13 protein-coding genes and 1 pseudogene are annotated in these 15,890 nt (G+C 53.9%); 8 read left to right on the top strand and 6 right to left on the bottom strand.

The window, feature by feature from the left end; all coding sequences use genetic code 11:
* Window positions 1-12 precede the first annotated feature (12 nt).
* Together FGL94_RS02945 and FGL94_RS02940 are read right to left on the bottom strand one after the other, a co-directional pair.
* The gene (locus tag FGL94_RS02945) at window positions 13-957 is read right to left on the bottom strand and encodes a DUF368 domain-containing protein (protein ID WP_144920773.1); all 945 of its coding nucleotides are present in this window, start codon (window positions 955-957) and stop codon (window positions 13-15) included.
* 6 nt (window positions 958-963) lie between these two features.
* Complete coding sequence (locus tag FGL94_RS02940) at window positions 964-4,098, bottom strand: oligosaccharyl transferase, archaeosortase A system-associated (RefSeq protein ID WP_144920771.1); 3,135 nt, start codon at window positions 4,096-4,098, stop codon at window positions 964-966.
* Window positions 4,099-4,195: 97 nt separating this feature from the next.
* On the opposite strand from FGL94_RS02940, the gene aglG reads away from it, so the two are divergent.
* Window positions 4,196-5,119 carry a glucosyl-dolichyl phosphate glucuronosyltransferase gene (aglG, locus tag FGL94_RS02935; protein ID WP_144920769.1) on the top strand — a complete coding sequence of 308 codons (924 nt, stop codon included), beginning with the start codon at window positions 4,196-4,198 and terminating at the stop codon, window positions 5,117-5,119.
* Between the two features lie 136 nt (window positions 5,120-5,255).
* Here aglG and FGL94_RS02930 read toward each other — a convergent pair whose 3' ends face one another.
* Entirely contained in the window at window positions 5,256-7,073 is a 1,818-nt protein-coding gene (locus FGL94_RS02930) for a CDP-glycerol glycerophosphotransferase family protein (protein WP_144920767.1), read from the bottom strand.
* Between the two features lie 85 nt (window positions 7,074-7,158).
* Between FGL94_RS02930 and neuC the strand changes: the two genes are divergently transcribed.
* Genes neuC through FGL94_RS02915 form a run of 3 tightly spaced genes read left to right on the top strand, consistent with a single transcriptional unit; the run spans window position 7,159 to window position 10,044 of the window.
* A complete protein-coding gene (neuC, locus tag FGL94_RS02925; RefSeq protein WP_144920765.1) occupies window positions 7,159-8,328 on the top strand; it encodes a UDP-N-acetylglucosamine 2-epimerase in 1,170 nt (389 codons plus the stop codon).
* 1 nt (window position 8,329) lies between these two features.
* A complete protein-coding gene (locus FGL94_RS02920; protein ID WP_144920763.1) occupies window positions 8,330-9,025 on the top strand; it encodes an acylneuraminate cytidylyltransferase family protein in 696 nt (231 codons plus the stop codon).
* Window positions 9,022-10,044 carry an N-acetylneuraminate synthase family protein gene (locus FGL94_RS02915; protein ID WP_144920761.1) on the top strand — a complete coding sequence of 341 codons (1,023 nt, stop codon included), beginning with the start codon at window positions 9,022-9,024 and terminating at the stop codon, window positions 10,042-10,044. The genes FGL94_RS02920 and FGL94_RS02915 overlap by 4 nt, the downstream gene beginning before the upstream one ends.
* Before the next feature lie 24 nt (window positions 10,045-10,068).
* On the opposite strand, the gene FGL94_RS02910 is transcribed toward FGL94_RS02915, so the two are convergent.
* Window positions 10,069-10,788 (bottom strand): alkaline phosphatase family protein, encoded by a 720-nt coding sequence (locus tag FGL94_RS02910; RefSeq protein WP_144920759.1) that lies wholly within the window; start codon window positions 10,786-10,788, stop codon window positions 10,069-10,071.
* Between the two features lie 264 nt (window positions 10,789-11,052).
* Between FGL94_RS02910 and FGL94_RS02905 the strand changes: the two genes are divergently transcribed.
* The gene (locus tag FGL94_RS02905; protein ID WP_144920757.1) at window positions 11,053-12,054 is read left to right on the top strand and encodes a glycosyltransferase; all 1,002 of its coding nucleotides are present in this window, start codon (window positions 11,053-11,055) and stop codon (window positions 12,052-12,054) included.
* A gap of 130 nt (window positions 12,055-12,184) precedes the next feature.
* Here FGL94_RS02905 and FGL94_RS02900 read toward each other — a convergent pair.
* Window positions 12,185-12,435, bottom strand: a pseudogene (locus tag FGL94_RS02900) (ISH3 family transposase); the annotation flags it as partial.
* 339 nt (window positions 12,436-12,774) lie between these two features.
* On the opposite strand from FGL94_RS02900, the gene FGL94_RS18140 reads away from it, so the two are divergent.
* Genes FGL94_RS18140 through FGL94_RS02890 form a run of 3 tightly spaced genes read left to right on the top strand, consistent with a single transcriptional unit; the run spans window position 12,775 to window position 14,298 of the window.
* Window positions 12,775-12,951 carry a hypothetical protein gene (locus FGL94_RS18140; RefSeq protein WP_186313321.1) on the top strand — a complete coding sequence of 59 codons (177 nt, stop codon included), beginning with the start codon at window positions 12,775-12,777 and terminating at the stop codon, window positions 12,949-12,951.
* A 29-nt stretch (window positions 12,952-12,980) separates the two neighbouring features.
* The gene (locus tag FGL94_RS02895; protein WP_144920755.1) at window positions 12,981-13,619 is read left to right on the top strand and encodes an IS6 family transposase; all 639 of its coding nucleotides are present in this window, start codon (window positions 12,981-12,983) and stop codon (window positions 13,617-13,619) included.
* A complete protein-coding gene (locus FGL94_RS02890; RefSeq protein ID WP_144920753.1) occupies window positions 13,549-14,298 on the top strand; it encodes a hypothetical protein in 750 nt (249 codons plus the stop codon). Before FGL94_RS02895 ends, FGL94_RS02890 begins: the two co-directional genes overlap by 71 nt.
* Before the next feature lie 26 nt (window positions 14,299-14,324).
* On the opposite strand, the gene FGL94_RS02885 is transcribed toward FGL94_RS02890, so the two are convergent.
* The gene (locus tag FGL94_RS02885) at window positions 14,325-15,755 is read right to left on the bottom strand and encodes an oligosaccharide flippase family protein (RefSeq protein WP_144921420.1); all 1,431 of its coding nucleotides are present in this window, start codon (window positions 15,753-15,755) and stop codon (window positions 14,325-14,327) included.
* Window positions 15,756-15,890 lie beyond the last annotated feature (135 nt).

Raw genomic sequence — 15,890 nt, 5'->3', positions numbered from 1 at the left:
CGGCGACCGCGATCAGTACTCGATCGCCGCGGAGTACCGGTCCAACACGAGCACGAACGCCGCGCCGGCGACCGCCGCCAGCGCGAACCGCGGCGCGGCGGCCCGCCACGACTCGCCGCTCTCCGCCAACCGGATGGAGACCTCGGCGAGGGGCGCCCGAAGCGCGCCCACGACGAGACTCACGAGAAACGCCAGCGTCGCGGCCCGGGCGCGGGCGAGCGCGTATCGAACCGTGTGGGCGATCGTGAACAGGCCGACGACGCCGCCGACGAGGAACGTCGCGACCGGCGGAAGCGTTGCGACGAGCGCGTCGCTCCCGTTCCCGCGCGCGACCGCGACGAGCCCGTCGACCGCCCGGCTCACGGTCCCCGACATGTACTCGTACTGGCCGAGCACGACGAGCAGCAGCGACCCGGAGATCCCCGGCAGCACCATCGCGCTGACCGCGACCGCCCCGGCGACGAAGACGACCGGCAGCGAACTGCCGAGGCCGGTCGAAGCGAATCCCGACGCGAGAAACGCGAGGAGGAAGCCGGCGACGGCCGCCGCCTTCCGACGCGGCGTATCGAGCGCGACCCCGCCGAGCAACACAGCCGCGCTCGCCGCGATCAGCCCGAAGAAGAACCCGTAGGTCGCGACCGGACGGGTCGCTAAGAGGTAGTTGACGCCGCTCAACACGACGATCACGGCCGTTCCGATCCCCGCGCCGAGTACGAACAGGAAGGCGCCGTCGATCTCGTGGAACGCGGCGCGCGCGTCCGGGATGTTCGCGGGACGCACGCCCGCGAGTAGCCGTCGGAGCCGCGCGGGATCGATCGCGGTGACCGCCGCGATCAGCCGCTCGTAGATGCCGACGATAAGCGCGATGGTGCCGCCGGAGACGCCGGGGACCGCGTCCGCGCTACCCATCGCGACGCCCTTCAGGTACAGCGTCGCCCAGTCCCGGAGGCCGACCATGGCGAGTTACGCGCTCGCCCCGTCGAGGGCGGTCAACTCGGCGGTGGCCGAGTCCCCGGCCAGCGAGGCGGTCTCGTTACCGGAGCCGCCGTCGTCACTGCTTCCGTCACCGCTCCCGCCGTCGTTCTGGTCGATCGGACACTCGGGGTCGCCGCTTGGGCAGTCGATGACCTCCTCTTCGAGTTCGACCGTCGCCGCCGCGTCGTCCGCGCCGACGACTTGCCCCTCGGTCACCGCGACCTGCCCGACGCGCTGGGTCGTGTAGCGGTCGTCGCCGGTGGTCGCCTCAGTGGTGACGTTGTACGGACCGGCCGCGCGGACGCTCGTGTTCGTGTAGCCGTTGTCGGGGCCGAACTCGTCGTAGCCCGTCGTCGAGTACGGGACCGTCAGCTCGAAGTTCCCGTTCTCGTCCGCCTCGGCGTACTGGGTGTACTCGAACGTCTGGCCGGTGGGCTTTTCGAGTTCGACGGTCGCTTCGACCTCCTGTCCGGGCTCGGCGCCCGAGCCCTCGATCGTCGCGCCCGGCACGCGTTCGAACGTCTTCACGAAGTCGTCTTGGAACGCCTGCAGGACCGACTCGCCGAGAACGTTCTGGACGTCGACGCCGAGCTGCTGGAGGATCTGCACCTGTCGCGCCGAGGGCGACTGTCCCTGCGACTGCGACGCGTGGACCAGCCGGTGGTGCTCTAAGGCTTCGACGCGCTCCGACGGGAGGTTGCCGATCCCGCCGAGCTGGGCGCTCCCGTCTTCCTCCACGTACGCGCGGGCGGCCGAGACGTTGTCGAACTGTCGGATCGTCGCCCTCGGATCGCTCGGGAGCGTGTCGACCTCCACCTGCTCGCCGCTCGCGGTCTGGGCGCTCTGCGTCTCCCAGTCGACGACGACCGGCTCGGGGTCGACCGCGCTGCCGTAGTGCTCGTACAGGCGGATCATCTGGCTCTCGTGATACCGTTGGGTGTTCACCTGCATCACCGTCTGGAACCCGCCCTGCTCCGTCTGCTGGTAGAGGACGCGGTTGAAGTCCGATCGGGTCTCGTTGCCCGAGTAGAACGTGACGGGCGCGCCGAACTTGGAGTTCGGCGAGGCCATCTGCCAGTCGACCATCACGTAGCGAGTGTTCTCGCCTTCGGTGCTCTGGCTGGCGAGTACCTCGCGAGACGCCTCCTCGCTGGGTGCGAGCAGGTAGTCAGCGGCGGCGCCCGCGTTCTGCTGGAACGGGTTCGCGTTCGGGATGCGCTCGGCGCGCGTGGTAATCCAGTGACCGTAGTCCCACCACGATTGCACGCCGTAGGCGCCCTCCGGGTACTCGAAGTCGCCGTCGGCGGGGCGCTCGTAGGTGCCGTACAGCTCCATGGGGTTGTCGGCGCCTTCGAGTTCGCCCGGCGTGGGCGTCTCGTCGTTCATCCACTGGAGGCTTCCGTCCCACTGCGTGACGCTGCCGGGGCCGGTGTTCGCGCCCGCGGCCCACACCGGCGTCGCCATCGCGACCAGCGGGACGATCAGGACGACGACGAGGACGAGCGTCCCCATCACCTGCCATCCCTCGATGTCGCGGGCGTCGTCGAGCGTGTGAAGCCGGAGGAAGTTGACCGCCACCTGGACGAAGTACGCCGCGCCGACCGCGACGATCACCGCGAGGTAGTAGTTGAAGCGAACCTGCGTGAACGCGGCGCTCCCGATGAACGCCGCCCACACGACGAAGTAGAGCTCCTCCGAGTCGTACTCGACGAGGAACGTCGCGCCGACGAGCAAGGCCGCGGCGATGGCGAGCCCGATCACCTGCCAGCTCACGCCGACGACGCCGCCGACGGCGTCGTACAGTTGGGGGACCGCGTAGACGGAGCCGACCACGGCAAGTGCGGCCGGGATGTACAGCGTGTGGTTCGTGTCGTCGGAGCGATAGAGGGGACGCGCGACGATGTAGAGGACGGCTATGAGGGCGAGGAAGAAGGCGAGACCGTACTGCGAGAGGACGAAGTCGGCGAAGGAGGCGTCTTGGAGGGGGGGTTGGGCCTCGCCGATGGTGCGAGCGCCGGCGCTGGCCGAGAAGCCGACGGTGTTGAGGAGACTCCCCGTGAGCGTTGACCACAGAGAGGGGACCGCGAGCCAGACGATGCCGGCAGAGGCGAGGATGAGACCGCCGACGGCCGGCGGGTACGTCGTGGCGTCGAGGTCGCGCGACTCCCACTGACGGGCGAGCCACGCGAGGAAGACCGCGCCGAGCGCGACGACGAGCGGGAGGACGATCTGGAGGAACGAGTACTCGCTCACCGCGAACGAGAACGTGTCGAGCGGGATGACCTGCATCAGGCCGGCGACGATCATCGATACCGCGCCCGCGAAGGCGGTGGGTTCCGGGCTCTTCCCGTGGAACACATCGCTGGGGATCTTGACCGCGAGGAAGATTCCGGTAAACCCGACCATCAGAATGCCGGGCTGCCACGTCCATATATAAAGGCCGAGCGCGACGCCCGCGGCCGCCGCGTACGCAGCGGGACGCCTGAGGGCGGTCCAGTCGCGGTCGACGACGAGCTCCCAGACCGGTGCCTCACGCTCGGCGACCGCGAAGGCGACGAGGAACGCGAGGACGGCGAAACTCTGGAAGAGGACCTCGGCCGCGCTGTGGTCCGGGAACCCGACGAGACTGTAACTGAAGAAGGTCCCCGGGAGGAGCGCGAGCACGATGACCGCGCCGAGAGCCGCGAAACGGTCGACGAACCGACGCGCGATGAAGTAGGTCGGGATCGCGACGAGGGCGCCAGCGATGGGCGCCATAACGAGCATGACCTCTTCGGCGCCGCCCATGATCGGGCGGGCGATCCAGATACCGACCGCCATGATGTGGTCCCAGAGGGTGCCGAACTGGCCGGCCTGATTCCCGATCGGGAACCCGGTCCACACGTCGAACGGCATCCGGTTCGGGTAGTTCTCCATGATGTACATCGTTTCGCGGAGATGGTACCACGGGTCGTTGCCGCGGAAGTACACCTGGCCGTTCTGGACGAAGTTCCCGTACGACTGGAGGCGGGTCCACAGCATGAAGGCCAGTGCACCGAGAAGAACCGGGACGTGGTACCACCGTGCGAGGAGGTCAGCGGGGGACCGATCCGACGCCGCCGGTGGATCGTTCGAGTCACTCATTACGTGAAAACGACTGGCAAAACGCGCATAAGGCTTGTGATAAAGCCAGCAACCGGAGGCGGAAGGTCTAAGCGCTCCGGTCGGGGAGTATGCCTCCGTGAAGGTCTCCGTCGTCCTCTGTACGTACACGCTCGACATGTACGATCACTTCCGCGAGGCCGCCGACAGTGTCCTCGCGCAGACGCACGACGATGTCGAGCTCGTCGTGATCGTCGACGGGACGCCCGAGGTGTACGAGCGCGTCGTGGATGAGTACGGCGACCGCGACGATATCGTGATCGAGTGCAACGACGAGAACGTCGGGCTCTTGGAGAGTCGGAATCGCGGGGCCGAGATCGCGTCTGGCGATGTCGTCGCGTTCATCGACGACGACGCGATCGCCGACGAGGGGTGGGTCGAACGGCTGGTCCGGGCGTACGAAGAGGAGGACGCGATCGCGGCCGGCGGGAAGATGACGCCCGAGTGGGTCGCAGGGAAGCCGTCGTTCCTCCCCGAAGAGTTCTACTGGCTGATCGGCGTGACGCATCGCGGATTCGCCGACGGGCCGGGCGAGGTGCGGAACACGTTCGGATCGAACATCTCGTTCCGGGCGGACGTGTTCGCGGAGTTAGGCGGGTTCGATACCGATATTGGGGGGCGGAAAGGCGACGCGAATCTGCAGGGCGGGGAGACGGAGCTGTGCGCACGGATGCGAGAGGAGTATGGGCGGGGAGTGTGGTACGACCCGGAGGCCGAGGTAGCCCACAAGGTGTTCGAGTACCGGACGGAGTTCCGGTGGCTGGTCGACCGCGCGTTCTGGCAGGGGTACTCGAAGCGGGCGATGGAGTCGTTCGTCGACGACGAGAGTGGTGAAGAAGATGAATTCATTCAGATGCTTTTGACGGAGTCTGCTCCGAGGCGACTCCGCAACATCGTGGGATCATTCCCAATGGTGAGCTTATTACAATTTTTTGTACTCTGTTTATTAACCGCGTCTGTGGGATTGGGGTATATCTTTGGGATCGTTCGCTATTCGACATAATTGTGATTGGAGGTGTCAGACACCCCGTTGTTGGTTCTCGATTGATTGTTTTTGATAGATCTCATATATCTTAATATAAATATAACAAGAGTAGAGATAATACAATCTGCTGGCAAACAAGGGTCTGCAGTAATAGCTAGTTTGATTTGGATACAATCAGATTTTGTATGATTCTAGCAACTCGACCGGCTGCACCTCCATCTTCGTTGAGAGCGTATTCTCTCCCAAATCTAGGCTGTTGGTTAGTATAACGTGCTACACTTTTGGGGCTATCTTTCATTTCTTCAATACATTCTCGCGCTTCGGCTCGATTCGTAACCTCGGTAAATCCATTTTGCTCCGAAAACTCTTCGATTGGTGGCTTTTCAGCTGAAACATCAAGAATCACAACTGGTCGATTCAATAAGCTTGCTTCAAGCACTACTGTCGACCGGAGCGCTAAAACAACATCGGATGCAAACAATAAATCATGAATATCATCACTCTCAACGACTTGGACATTTGGAATATCCGAAGCTGCTTTTTTGTGAAGTTCTGTATCCTCTCTCGGGTGCGGACGAAGAAGTAATTCCACGTTCGGTAGGTCACGAACTGCCCCGATAGCCGTTTGGACTAAATTGGAACGTATCGTATCATCAAAGGGTTGGGAAGCGAGAAGCACAGTAAATGTTCCACAGTCAATAGAGACAGAGAGTTGCTCACGGATTTGAGATTGATCTTTCGCAGAATAGCGAGCTAAATGGTCAAATTGTGGTGCACCAGTAATCTTGATTCGCTCACGCTCAACGCCCTTCCTCTCCATCACTTCTTGCCACCGTTCACCCCAGACAGCGATCTGATCTGAAACAGGGACATATCTCCGAGACGGGAGATCTACACCGTGTTGGACCAATAGTGTCGGAACGCCTTTATTTTCTGCAGCCGTTGCCACTGTTCGTGTCGGGAGGGGTCCGTCATTTTTCAGAAGAACTGACTGTGGTTGTTCAGCTCTGAGCATATTCTGCATCATATGAACATACCGGGCGACTCTGGGATATTGAAGGGCAGCATACAGCCATCCGCGGGATTGTAGTGCGGGTGTGAGGTTGACTCCGCTGATACTGTGTGGCTTCTGGTCAGAAAATGGTTGAGCAGAGTCTGGGTTCCTCGCCAATTGTCTCACTATTTTAATTTCCTCCTTGTACGATGTGAGTGAACTATACTTCGCTAACGGGACAACTGGCACATTCAAGTTGGACAAAGAGGTTGAGATATCTTGTCCAGTATTCGTAAAACCATGTGCATGTGTAACTACCGTGGTGTTCACACGGTCATCAAGCGCGTCGACGACTGGTTCAACGACATTGATATTGTTTTTTGTAAACACGAATAAAACAAGATCCGAATCGTGTGATGGCCTGTTACCCCGCATTCGTGAGATGAACTCAGACCCCCAATCAAGTGGTCGAAGAACACTCGGACCAATTGATCTAAAAGTTCGATCTTTAATACGACTTGCTGTTATTGATTTCGTGTACTCCTGAACCTCAATATTTTCAGCAGTAGCTACGGCTTCAGGGACACCGGGTATTATTTCCCCGGATCCGAGGGGGATCCATTCATAAACAGGAACCGGGTTAGAGTAAACTACTACCTCTGTTGGTTGCTCCGTTTGGAGAATATTTTTAATTGTTTTAGTTTGCCTGATAAGCTCGTACCCAAACAGATCAATAAACGTATTTTGGATAAGCGGCCCAATGTCAATTCCATCATAAATGAATTGATCGGCAAGCCATTCACGGAGCTTATCAAACTCTTCGTCTGTCGCGATATTATTAGGCTGATAGTCCGAGCCCATCACCACTGTTCCCGTATCGATCTGGTTGTACGCTTCATTGTTGAACGTGACAATACGGGACGCACCTACCAACTGTCTGGATGGAATATCAGAATGATCTGTTAGAATTATTTTCATTTTAAAAAGAATGTGTCTATTGTAATGGTGTTGTTGGCTTAGACGGTTCGAAGCGTATTTAGGTATGACGGTGCTGTCCAGCGGTATGTCGACACACGTTGCGATCTGCTTGACTAGCAGAGGAAATTACGCCCGCACAGGCACGCTTCTCCATGCGCTAGATAGTGACCCAGATACTCAGTTAGACATCATCGTTGCCGGTGCATCTATGATCCGAAAATATGGTACTTTGTCTGAGTTGTTGCGTGAAGACGGGCTCGAGATAGAGCGCGAGCTATACAACGTATTGGAGGGGGGAACACCTGTCGCCTCTGCGAAAACAACTGGTCTTGGAATGATCGAATTTACCTCCGTACTTGATGAACTTGATCCAGACGGAGTGATCACTATCGCAGATAGGTACGAAACGATGTCTGTTACTCTGGCTGCGTCGTATCTGAATATCCCGGTCATTCACACACAAGGTGGAGAAATTACTGGATCCATTGATGAAAAGGTGCGCCACGCGACGACGAAGATGGCGGATTACCACTTTGTATCCACAGAAAAAAGTGTAGATGTTGTTGAGGGGTTAGGTGAGGAAACTGATCGGGTGTTTCTTACTGGCTGTCCCTCGATCGATCTTGTTGAGGATATTGAACAAAATGATGACAATCGATACGATCCACAGGAAGACTACGCAGGTGTCGGAGCCCAGATTGATATAGATGAGGATTATCTCGTCGTTCAGTATCATCCAGTCGCAACAGAGTATATGAGCGAATATGACCGGACATGGGAGCTAATCAACGCAGTGGATGATCTTGATGTACAAGCGTTCTGGTTTTGGCCAAACATGGACGCTGGCACGAATCAGGTTTCGAAGGCGATCCGTGAATACCGAGATCAGCGATCTCCAGACGATGTCCGGTTCTACATTAATATGCATCCTGATGATTATCTGACGCTTGTGAGCAATTCAGCATGTATGGTTGGGAACTCAAGTGTTGGGATCAGAGAATGTTCGTATCTAGGGAAGCCGACAGTGAATATTGGCGGCCGCCAACAGATGCGTGAGCGGGGGCCAAACGTCCTCGATGTGGACTGTAATACAGAGGATATTAAAAAAGGTATTGAGCAGCAACTCTCTGTTGGTCCATATGAGAGGTCAACCCTCTATGGAAATGGAAATACAGGTGAAAAAATGAAGGAAATTATCAGCCAGACCGACCTGACAATGAAACAGCCAATGAAGCCAGAGCAGTTAAATCTATAGTATGTGCGACAGATCGTATGTAGCCCTTATCCCTGCGAGAGGTGGGTCAAAGGGTATCGAAAATAAAAACATCGTGGATGTTGCTGGAAGACCACTCATAGCACATTCAATCGAGGCTGCGCAGCAATCAGAAAGTATTGACGATGTTGTCGTCAGTACGGACAGCCAAGAGATCGCTGATACAGCAGTAGAGTGTGGGGCTACGGTTCCATATCTCCGCCCAGATGAGCTCGCGACTGATGAGGCGCCAACAGAACCAGTCATTAGACATGCCTTAGAACACGAATCTGCCGATAAGTGGACTCACGTTGTTCTTCTTCAGCCAACCTCACCACTTCGAACAGCGGATGATATCGAGAACGCGATTATGACATTCGAAGAGTCTAACGGGACTTCGTTGGTCTCCGTTTATGAGGATCATAGTTACCGCTGGGAGAAGCACCCAGATGGAGCCGTTCGAAAAAATTATAACGATGACCGGAAGCGCCGACAGGATAAATCCCCAGAGTATGTGGAAAATGGGGCCATCTATATCACGGCAAGCCCAGCATTTCTAGCTACGGAGAGTCTTCAAGCGGGAAAAACAGTGCTCTATACTATGCCGGAGAAGCGGTCTGTTGACGTTGACACTCATTTCGATCTTTGGCTAGTACGGAAACTTATTCCTCGTCTCAACGAGCAGGAAAAGACGAAATGAGCGACACCAACTCAATCGAGGGTATCTTTGCTGACTCAACTGGCCCGTACATCATCGCAGAGGCGGGAGTGAACTATCTTGGGCGGATAGACCTCGCGAAGGTATTTATTGAAGAGGCAGCAGCAGCAGGTGCAGATGCGATCAAGTTCCAAACCCATATTCCCGAAGCGGAGATGTCTGCTCCAGGAATGGAGAGTCTCGATATGGAGGATCTCTATGAGCGGATGTCTGAACAGGCATTGAGTATCGAAGAACACCGAACACTACAGCAGTATTGCCAAAGTAAAGGAATTGATTTCTTATCAACTCCATTCTCGCCGGAGGCTGTGAAACTTCTTGATGAGATTGACACTCCCGCGTACAAAATTGGATCTGGAGAAGTAACAAACTACCATATACTCAAAATTGCGGCGAAAACCGGAAAGCCACTCCTTGTCTCGACTGGCATGCACTCTATGTCTGCAATTGAGGATGCAGCTGAGTTCATCAGTCAATACACCGACCGCGTTGCGTTCTTCTATTGTGTGTCCGAATATCCTACCCCTATTGAGAACGTCAATTTGGGAGCGATACAGGAAATGAAGGATGCTCTGAACGCGCCAATTGGCTTTTCAGACCATACTCAAGGAATTGAAGCGTCAGTTGTTGCCCTTGCTCAAGGAGCCGATATCATTGAGAAACACTTCACGATTGATCGCCGCTTGCCCGGCGGTGATCAGGAGGTATCGATCGAACCGGACGAACTCGGTGAGCTTGTTGAGTATGCCAATGTTGTCGTTGAGACACGTGGAAACCGTGTACCACCGACTGAAACGGAAGCTGGAATCGCGGAGTGGGCGAGGCACAGTATTGTTTCAAAAACAGTCATTCCTCAGGGTGCTGAATTGACTGAATCCAATATTACAACGAAACGGCCCGGTACCGGAATCCCCGCATCCGAATTTTTCGAGATCCTTGGTAAAACAACAACAACACAGATTGAAGCAGATAGCATTATTGACCGAACCGATCTCGAATAGACCCGTCGTACTGACCTTAGCACTTTACCGTTCGTTAACATAGCCTAAGTCCGCAAGCCGCTGTTTCACATCAGTTGTTGATTGTCGTGTGTCCCATTCTTTAGGCGAGTACTCTCTCGAATCATTACAATAATAAACGTCCCACGGAACTCGACGAACTTCCGGGACTGGGGTACCAACTGGATGACCCCAAATGCCAAACTCTCCTAAGGCGTTTCCGTGATCTGCAGTGACCACAACTGTTCCATCGACATTTTCCATTAGTAACTCGACATAGTCAAATACATACCGTAGATTGTCCCAATATGCACTCCGAATTTTCTCAATATCTGTTGTTTCACCTAGCTTAATACTTGTCCAGATATCCTCGTTTGTGTCTTCACCCACACCGCCAAACGCTGACCGGTCGATATACCCGATAGTGTCCTCTTCGGCGATAAACGGATAGTGTGGCTGCATATAGTGAAGGATAACTCGTTCATACGCCTGCTCTCGAGCCACGCTAATCCCACGGTCCGTAATGGGTTCTGGAGGGACTGTTCCTAACTGATCATCCCACCCATACTGCCAAACTTCATCAAGCATGCCAAACTGGGAAGCATGGTATTCTCGAGAGAATGGGTTCCCCGTGATATATGCCGTATCTGAATTGTCTCTCGACTCAAACGTATTTGTGAGCCATTCAGGGGATGCCCCACCAACAGACCAGACGGAATCACACTCACCCACTACATCTTCGTACATGTCGACTCGACAAGCGTCTAAGACAACGAGAATATCCCACTCTCGTTGGTACACAGACTCACCAGAAATAAACGGAGAGGTGACTCGTGAGATCGCGCTATGAGCAAGATCCAACCCAATTTGTGGAACTGCTCTGAGTCCAGCTCGAGCGTACCAATCCTGCGATTTATCGACGAAATCAGATAAGGACATTCTTGGCCGAACTCTCATAGAACATTCATAGTTATAACCCCATGGTTGATACGACGTATAACGCCCTGCAAAATGCCAGAGATTAGTGTCGTTCTTCCCACCTATAATGAAGCGAATGCCATACAGGATGCGTTGGATGGACTTGCGGAACAAACGTTTCGTGATTTCGAAGTGGTGGTCGTAGATGATGGATCTACTGATGGTACAGTAGATATTATTACCTCAGAAGATCGACTCGATATTACACTAATTGAAAGAAACAAATCTGGACTCCCATCTGCGTTGAATCGTGGGATTCGTGAGGCAAACGGGGTGTATATCGCCCGCCAAGACGCAGACGATCGATCTCACCCGAAGCGATTTGAACGACAAATCGAAGTTTTACAAGAGAACGAGTCTCTGGCTCTTCTCGGGACGGGCGCAATCTTAGAGTATGCTGACGGACGGCGTTCTCAACGTCACGTATTGGAGTCCGTGACTCGCGACCAGTTACTGGCTGGCAACCGGTTCATTCACGGTTCTGTACTGATACGTAAACGTGTTGTAGAATGTGTTGGTGGTTACGATGAGGACTTTCGATATACTGAGGACTATGACCTTTGGCTACGGATTGCTGAGAATTATTCTATTGGAAATGTCAACGAGCCACTCTACAGACTCAGGATGCGGGATTCTAGCATCTATGGTTCGGCTCTCCGAGAGGTGCTACTTTACGGCCAATTTGCCCGGTTACGAGCTACTGGGGAAGTTACTGAGGAACAACGATCTGCATTCCGTGATGGAGATCTGGATCAGTTGTATCAACAGTTGACTGAACAACAAAAGCGTGAGATACATATGAGTCTATTATTAGAACATATTAGATATGATGATAACGATGCTGCTCAAACAGAGGGAAAGAACGCAATTGAACTAGGATTTACCGTAATGATTCTGTTGCTAATCGTGCTAACATATATGCCTCGAAGAGTACAAAATTTGGCGCTGTATGTTGGGAGAGTTATCAAGAACAGTTGGGTGCGGTATCGGAATATATCCACAGACTCACAATACGTCCACACTGAGCAGGTCTGAAGCCATACTTCTCTCGTTGATCGCGGTGACCGCTATAATTCAACCGAGGGACTGGCGAGTAGCTGTCGGCGGCGATCGGTCGTTGACGCGACGATGCGATCACTCTCTATACCGGTTTCTCGGTTAATAATTACCGGTGGAACTGGTTGTGAAGAGGCCGGTCACAGGGACGACCCGAACCGCGAGGACCGTCCACGCTGCCCGGCGAATCATATTGATAAACTCCTTGTAAGATCACCACCAGAGGCCACGCCTGCCTCAGCGGGGCCTCACCACGTATTCGTAGTACAGGTAACGCTAGACGTTCTGTAACAGCAGACTCACCACGACACGCAGAAAACGATCTGTCCCATCCAGCATCGTTTTCGTCACTATCGCTTGTGCGGGTACCGACTCTCGCTCTACAAACCTAACTCAAAGCGGTCGCTACTACTGTTGAGTCCGACGATTTCTGATATAAACCAGTTGATGATTGCTCTTCCTCATCCCACATCTTTATTCAAATACCATTAACACAGAAACACGTGATTTGAACCCGCAGAACTAATAAGAGTGGTAGAGAGAACATTTCAGTAGACGATGCTAGATAAAATATCCTACGCTGCTTCTGAGATTGCAGAGAATTATCATCGGAGTATGTGGTGGAGAAATCGTATTACCGCGCGGATCATTGCACCTGTACATCAGAAACTTACCTCAGACTCTGATCGGAATCGTGTCATGGATGAGGAGTGGGATAATCTCATCATTCTTGACGCATGTCGTCTCGATCTCTTCGAAGAGACAATTGATACCGGCCAATTTGACGAATATCGGCATGTTTGGAGCCGAGGCAGTAAGACCGACGAATGGACCTACAACAATTTCATCGATGAGGAGTTGGTCGCGTTAAGTTAGAGGATGAGGCGGACGAGTTCTGAGTGTCTATGACAGAATTCGACCGCCTCAGCGAACGTATCGCCTGGATCGACTTGTCGTTTGTGGAGCGAGATCGAACGCCGCGCTGGGTGATTGAAGTAGGGATCCGCTGTCATTTGGCCGGTATGTCACTACGCGAGGTAAGTAAGCATCTCGAAAGGTTTGGGATCGATCGCAGTCACGTCGCTATCCATCACTGGGTTCATAAAGCCGATCTACAGCCGATCTCGACCGTCTCCGAGGATCAACTCGCGGTTGATGAAAAGATGATCCGCCTCCACGGCCAGAAGTTCTGGCTGTACGGCGCGGTTGATCCACAGACGAACGAGATCCTTCACGTAAGTCTCTATCCGACCGCAAACAAACAGACGACGCGATGGTTTCTCACCGAGCTACACCGGCGCTATCAGCTCAACAACGTCGAATTTCTCGTCGATGACGCAGACTATCTCGGCTCAGTCCTCGCTGAAGACGGCTATCGATTTCAAGTCATTCGACATGGAAATCGGAATGCTATCGAACGTGTCTTTTGGGAAATAGAACGACGAACATCATCGTTTGCGAATAGTTTCAGCAATGTCGCGTTCGAGACAGCTCAAAATTGGCTCGAAGCCCTCGCAGTCTACCACAATTCACGCCAAACTTAACGCGACCGAGGAGTTCGGTGATACGGTTTATATCACCGCGAACCCGGTTACCTCGAAAGTTGTTCCAAATCAGTTCCACCACCTCGAAGAACTTTGGCGCGATCGCTTCGATAAAGAACAACAAACTGTCCCACCAGCCGAAGTCGCAGACGCAGCGCGGGAGATTCATGACGAATATCCAGATAAACGTCTGATCATCCATTTCATTCAGCCACATATTCCGTTCCCACGAACACCCGAACTTGTGTTCCAAGATTGGAACCCTGAAAACGTGCTCAAGGAAGGAACCACAATTCATGACAACGACTCTAGTCCAGACACCGTATGGGAAGCTCTTGAGGCAGGAGAAGTGACCCGAGACAAGGCGTGGAACGGCTACCAGAACAATCTTGAGTGGGGATTTGAAGCAGCTAGAGCACTAGCGAATGACCTCTCCGGCTGGACAGTGATTACATCCGACCACGGGAATATGCTTGGAGATCGGATTTGGCCAATTCCTATCAAATTATATGGGCATCCGCGAGGACTTCGGACAGAATCACTGACCAAAATGCCATGGGGAGTGATTAAGAATGGTTCCCGGCGGGATGTCACAGACGATGGTAGTACTGAAGCGTACCATGAGGCGACAGAAAAGATGAAGGAAAAGCTCGCTGTGTTGGGATATCGGGACGAATGACGAAGAGTCGTCTACCACGGGGAAATTTACGATAGCTGAGACGGGAGATTCGACTGTATAACCCGTCGGAAATTCATCGATATTATGAACAGAGTGAGAAAGTAGATCCCGGCACCAACTGATATAATGAACAGAACTACCGCAATATTTTGTACGCCGATAGTCGAGGACTCGATTAGGAGTCGGAGCAAATACACACAAATTCCCATAACTCCAGCTGCGAAAATTTGTTCTCCGATTGCTTTCCAGGGAGTGATGAAGCTGAGTTGACTTTGGAGCGTTCGATATCCAAATACCACCCCGAGTGCAGTTGATATGACACTGGCAATTGCTGCTCCGACCCACCCAATCCAGACGATGAGGATGGTATTACCTATTGTATTAGCGACAATAAATACGAGATTGACTCGGAACGAAAGATCGGGGCGATCGATGGCACTCAGACCATTAAGCAGTTGGCGTTGATAGCCGTGGAGGAGACAGGCAAGAACTAAGAATCCGAAGACTGAGACACCCTGCGTAAATTCTTGCCCGTAAATTTGTAGGATTCTGTCACCGAGAACTATGGCACCGACGAAACCCGGGATGATGAGTAGTCCACCAAACGAGAGCCCGTCAGTAAGGTATGCTGCAACTTGCTGCCTATCTCCTTTAGCATCTGATCGGCTAATCTCGGGGAATAGGGCTGATCGAACAGCACCACCGAAGATTGTAAGAAATGTTGCTAGACTCCAAGAGACTGAATAAACTCCAACTAGTGCCGGTGAGGTGAATACTCCCAAGAGCAATATATCCATGTTACGGAAGGATCGAGATTCTAGTGCCCCAAGCCAAGAGTATTTTGCGTAGTCATAGAGGCGTTTGAAATGGTAGCGGCTTGGCAGAGTGGGTGATGTAGAAACATACAAAATCCCTACGACACTGGCCAGTATCCAACCGGCTGCTTGGCCGATAAACATGCCTGATAGTCCGAGGCCGACAATTACTAGCCCAATCTGAATAGCAGCCCGCGATCCGGTTTGAAGTGGCTCAAGAATACCGGAGATATGAACCATCTGATCACCTTCCAGTAGAGAAACGATCATTGACTTTAGCAGCTGAGCACATAAGAGAAGAACGACGAAGACCGCAACTGGACGGCCAACGTACGACTCTATGAGTCCATTGAGGAGAAGCACCGCTACGGAAATCACCACAGCAAATGTGATTATTGTAATCGTTCCCGCGGTGGCGTATTCCGAGATGTCGTCGCCCTCGCTGATCCGCTTTCTGACCGCGTTAGAGACTCCGAGATCGCCAGTGAGTTTTAGCCAGGAAACAAGAGCAATTGTAGTTGCGAAGTATCCGAGAATCTCTGCACCAAGCTCACGGGCGAAATATAATGTCGCGATGAACCCGAGTGCTGAACTCAGCAATTTCGATACGAAAACGATGATAGAGGTCTGTCCGATTCTCATTGTTGAGATGGCTCGTAGTAGGTGTTGCATGATTAGCTGGAAACTGTCGACATATAACTCCACTCACTACGATCGGTGTCCCTGGAGGAGCACCGCTGGAAAGGAGCGAAATCTACACAACTAAGCACGTCGTTT

The organism is Halorubrum salsamenti (assembly GCF_007671685.1).
Taxonomy (GTDB): Archaea; Halobacteriota; Halobacteria; order Halobacteriales; family Haloferacaceae; genus Halorubrum; species Halorubrum salsamenti.
This window is presented reverse-complemented; position numbering and strand designations above follow the sequence as displayed.

Coding starts and splice junctions, on each gene's coding strand:
- FGL94_RS02945 (WP_144920773.1), bottom strand. CDS start 957: ATGGTCGGCCTCCGGGACTGGGCGACGCTGTACCTGAAGGGCGTCGCG.
- FGL94_RS02940 (WP_144920771.1), bottom strand. CDS start 4,098: ATGAGTGACTCGAACGATCCACCGGCGGCGTCGGATCGGTCCCCCGCT.
- FGL94_RS02930 (WP_144920767.1), bottom strand. CDS start 7,073: ATGAAAATAATTCTAACAGATCATTCTGATATTCCATCCAGACAGTTG.
- neuC (WP_144920765.1), top strand. CDS start 7,159: ATGTCGACACACGTTGCGATCTGCTTGACTAGCAGAGGAAATTACGCC.
- FGL94_RS02920 (WP_144920763.1), top strand. CDS start 8,330: ATGTGCGACAGATCGTATGTAGCCCTTATCCCTGCGAGAGGTGGGTCA.
- FGL94_RS02915 (WP_144920761.1), top strand. CDS start 9,022: ATGAGCGACACCAACTCAATCGAGGGTATCTTTGCTGACTCAACTGGC.
- FGL94_RS02910 (WP_144920759.1), bottom strand. CDS start 10,788: ATGTACGAAGATGTAGTGGGTGAGTGTGATTCCGTCTGGTCTGTTGGT.
- FGL94_RS02905 (WP_144920757.1), top strand. CDS start 11,053: ATGCCAGAGATTAGTGTCGTTCTTCCCACCTATAATGAAGCGAATGCC.
- FGL94_RS18140 (WP_186313321.1), top strand. CDS start 12,775: ATGGATGAGGAGTGGGATAATCTCATCATTCTTGACGCATGTCGTCTC.
- FGL94_RS02895 (WP_144920755.1), top strand. CDS start 12,981: ATGACAGAATTCGACCGCCTCAGCGAACGTATCGCCTGGATCGACTTG.
- FGL94_RS02890 (WP_144920753.1), top strand. CDS start 13,549: ATGTCGCGTTCGAGACAGCTCAAAATTGGCTCGAAGCCCTCGCAGTCT.
- FGL94_RS02885 (WP_144921420.1), bottom strand. CDS start 15,755: ATGAGAATCGGACAGACCTCTATCATCGTTTTCGTATCGAAATTGCTG.